Below are 3623 nucleotides of genomic sequence, written 5' to 3'. Positions count from 1 at the left end.
GACATAGTAGTGACCGAATTACCACAGTTCGGCAGCCTTTACGTCATTAACGAAGATGGTTCGAAAACGAAACTGGAAGTTGGCTCGGTTGTCGCTGATTCTGCTGTCGTTAAATATGAACTTGATAGTGATGTAAATGAAAATCTAAGCTTCGATTCGACAGCATTCAACAACGATACGCCAATCAATAATTTGTCGCAGATTGCTCTGGATAGCGGAGTAGTTATCACCGGTGGTGTTGTTGGCAATGATGGTTCACTTACGCAAGGTACCCTGAATTACGATAGTGATGTAAATGAAGTCGGTATTGGTGTAAATGGTGGTGAAATCGAAAGTGGTAACAAAGAATACGTTTCCATCGACTTCGGTGACAATGTCAATGTTACTGAAGCTAACGTATCTTTAGCGAGCCTACATGGACACTATTCAAATGCAGGTTTGGGTATTGATGCCAAGGTTCATATTGAGTTATACAAAGATGGCGTTCTGCAGACAACTGTAGTTGTAGACTCTTCTAGCGACATCGTAAATTCTCAGTATGTAGCGAATCTGCAGCTTGATGGTGGCTTCGATGAAATCCGCCTGACTACCACAGCGAACCAAAACTCCAACTTTACGTTAACGGGCGTCGAGGTTGTTGACTCTCAAATCAATGATGAAATTGAGTATAAAGCGGTAGATTCAGATGGTCAGGAAAGTGATGGAACAGCTACTGTCGATATCAGTATCCCTAGCTCTGAATCCGCCCTGGAACGTGCTCCAGTCGTAAACGGAGACGCTGATTTTGGTAGCTCGGACGAAGATAATGCATTCATAATTGACGCAGCTAAACTTCAAATCCTGCTCAATACTGCTACCGACGAAAATCAGGATGACTTGTTCATTTCTTCACTGTCTGTAGATGAGTCTAAAGGTGAGCTGGTCGTTACCACTAACGCTCAAGGCGAGGTGACAGGAGCTGTATTCTATCCAAATGAAGACATGGCGGCTGAAGAGATCAAGTTCGACTTCACTGTTAGTGATGGGAAACTATCAGACACTGGCTCTGCTTATTTAGACGTAGCGCCTGTAGCTGATGCACCTGAAGTGGATGTGTCAATCATAGGAGAAGCAGAGCGAAATTACGATGACTTCCCAACATGGGGTATATCGACGGAAGATTTCCAAACAGGAAACTTTGATAAGTCACAGTTTAATATTGCTAACGAGAAAACGGACAGTAAAACCTGGGCAGAAACGATACATGGCACATCGGGTAATGACTACATTGTGAGTACCCATGGTGGAGGTGACTCTATCTATGGAGATGTTCACCAAAATTACCACAACGATGGTGACGATATCTTGGTGGGCAGCGATGATACTAATGGTGAATCTCTGTATGGAGGTAATGGAAAGGATATCCTCGTTTCTGGACTGGGTGTTGACTCTCTACACGGAGGCACAGGAGCAGATATTGCGATTTTGCCTGGTAAATCTACAGACTACACAGTGACGAAAGGATCGGGCTATAGCTCTAACGATAAGTGGTTTGATTTCACTAGTGTAGAGAATGGCGTTGAAATCACTAAGGCTCTGCATGACATCGAGACGGTTCAGTTCGAAGACGGTATATACACACTGAATTCAACAACGGGTGAACTCGTTCTTGTTGAGCCAACTTCGACAGAATACCCATTGGAAATTGAAGCGTCACTAAATGACACCGACGGAAGCGAATCACTGAGTCAGATCGAGATTTCTGGTCTAGTGCAAGGTGATGTCTTGAAAGGAAGCGATGGGTCTGTTCTAGGTACAGCGGGTTCGGATGGCACTATCACTTTGACCGGTCCTTGGGATTCTGATGCCACCAAAGTTACCCTGACAGGATTAACTTTAGTTTCTTCTGCATCTAATGCATCTGAAATAACGGTTACCGCTACTTCTCAGGAAGGAAGTGATACATCGAATACCGCGACAGCAGATGACTCAATTGTGTTGAGTGATTTTGTAGGAACAACCATTGGGGGAGACGGGCAGACTTACACTACCGGAGACACTCATGACACTGTAGTAGGTGACACAACAGGTACTGTGGTTACTCATGGTCAGGACTACAATATCGCCTTCATGGTTGATACATCAGGAAGTATGGGTAGCAGTAATATTGATGACATCGAAGATCAGCTGGAGAAGGTCTTTGAAAGTTTGATCAACAGTGCTAAAGGTGAGCACTCTGGAACGGTTAACGTCATGCTAGTCGATTTCGACACCCTCGCGCATACCAGCGTGAGCGTAAATCTAGCGGATCCAGACGCGGAAGATAAGCTGGAAGACGTATTGGATAGTCTCAGATCTGGAGGCGGGACCAACTATGAAGATGCATTCACTGTGACAAACAATTGGTTTGAAACTGTGAAGACAACGCATCCAGATGCGAACAATATGGCTTACTTTATCACCGATGGACGTCCGACTTATTACACTACTGATGTTACCGATCCTTTGGTTTACAACAGCAGCTACAACAGTAACGATCGAACGTTGAGTGATATCTTGGGCAATTCAGATTATGTCCCTGGCCAATCTTATTCATACCAAGGCAAGCTGATTATTGATACGTATGGAAGAGTTTATAGCTATAACTCCTGGTCAAGCGACGCGACTTTCCAAGGCTATATGCGTCCAGATGGTACGGGTGAGCATGAGTTTGTTCAGATCGCTGGTCGTGGGTATAACGCAGACAACGCCACAATTTCGAATGCGAATTCAGGTTTTGACTTACTTGAAAACAGCGGAGTCACTGTTGAAGCGATAGGTATCGGGAATAGCCTTGATGAAAATCAATTGAAAGACTTTGATACCGATGGCAACGTTCAGGCGAATGTTGATGCTGATGATCTAGCTGAAGCGATTCTAGGGCATTCAGAAGATAAGCTTCCGGGTGAAGATACCATTGATGCTGGCGCTGGTGATGACATTCTGTTTGGTGACTCAATCCACATGGCTGGAGTAAGCAGTCAGGGTTATGAAGGTATTAAAGAGTATGTTGCTGGCAAACTGGGTGTAGTTGAAGTATCCGATGCGCAAGTTCATAACTACATCACTGAAAATGTGAATGAGTTCAACCAATCTACCGACAAGGATAAGGCTGATACCTTATATGGCGGGTCTGGTGATGACATCATGTTCGGTCAGGGAGGCAATGATTCACTGTACGGTGGAGCAGGTAATGACATCTTGTTAGGCGGGTTAGGCAACGATATCTTAACTGGTGGTGACGACGCTGACGTGTTCAAGTGGGTTAAAACTGATTTGGATGGCAGCACGGACCGTATTACCGACTTCCATATCGATGATGGTGATAGGCTGGACTTAAGCGATCTGTTCTCAGATTTATCTGATTCAGAAGTAACGTCCTTGCTAGACAACATTAAAGGTTCTGTGGATGGTGATGACAGCGGATCAAGTATTACTGTTAACAAAGATGGAAATTCAGTCACGATAGACTTTGACGGTGTGTCGGCGACAGATTTGACCAACAACTTAACCACAATTCTTTTGATTAAAGACGATTAATACAAATAAAAATGCCGGGATAAAATCCCGGCATTTTTTTAACGTCTAATATTTAACGTCTGGTT

Annotated in this window: 1 protein-coding gene; it reads left to right on the top strand. The window is 44.2% G+C overall.

Features of this window, described 5'->3' with window-relative positions; genetic code table 11:
* Positions 1 to 3558 (top strand): VWA domain-containing protein (locus tag RH89_RS13485; protein WP_004402762.1); only part of this gene is annotated, 3558 nt, incomplete at its 5' end.
* Positions 3559 to 3623 lie beyond the last annotated feature (65 nt).

Source organism: Vibrio nigripulchritudo ATCC 27043, assembly GCF_000222685.1.
In the GTDB taxonomy this organism is placed as follows: Bacteria; Pseudomonadota; Gammaproteobacteria; order Enterobacterales; family Vibrionaceae; genus Vibrio; species Vibrio nigripulchritudo.
The sequence above is the reverse complement of the archived record's forward strand: the minus strand, read 5'-3'. Positions and strand labels throughout refer to the sequence as shown.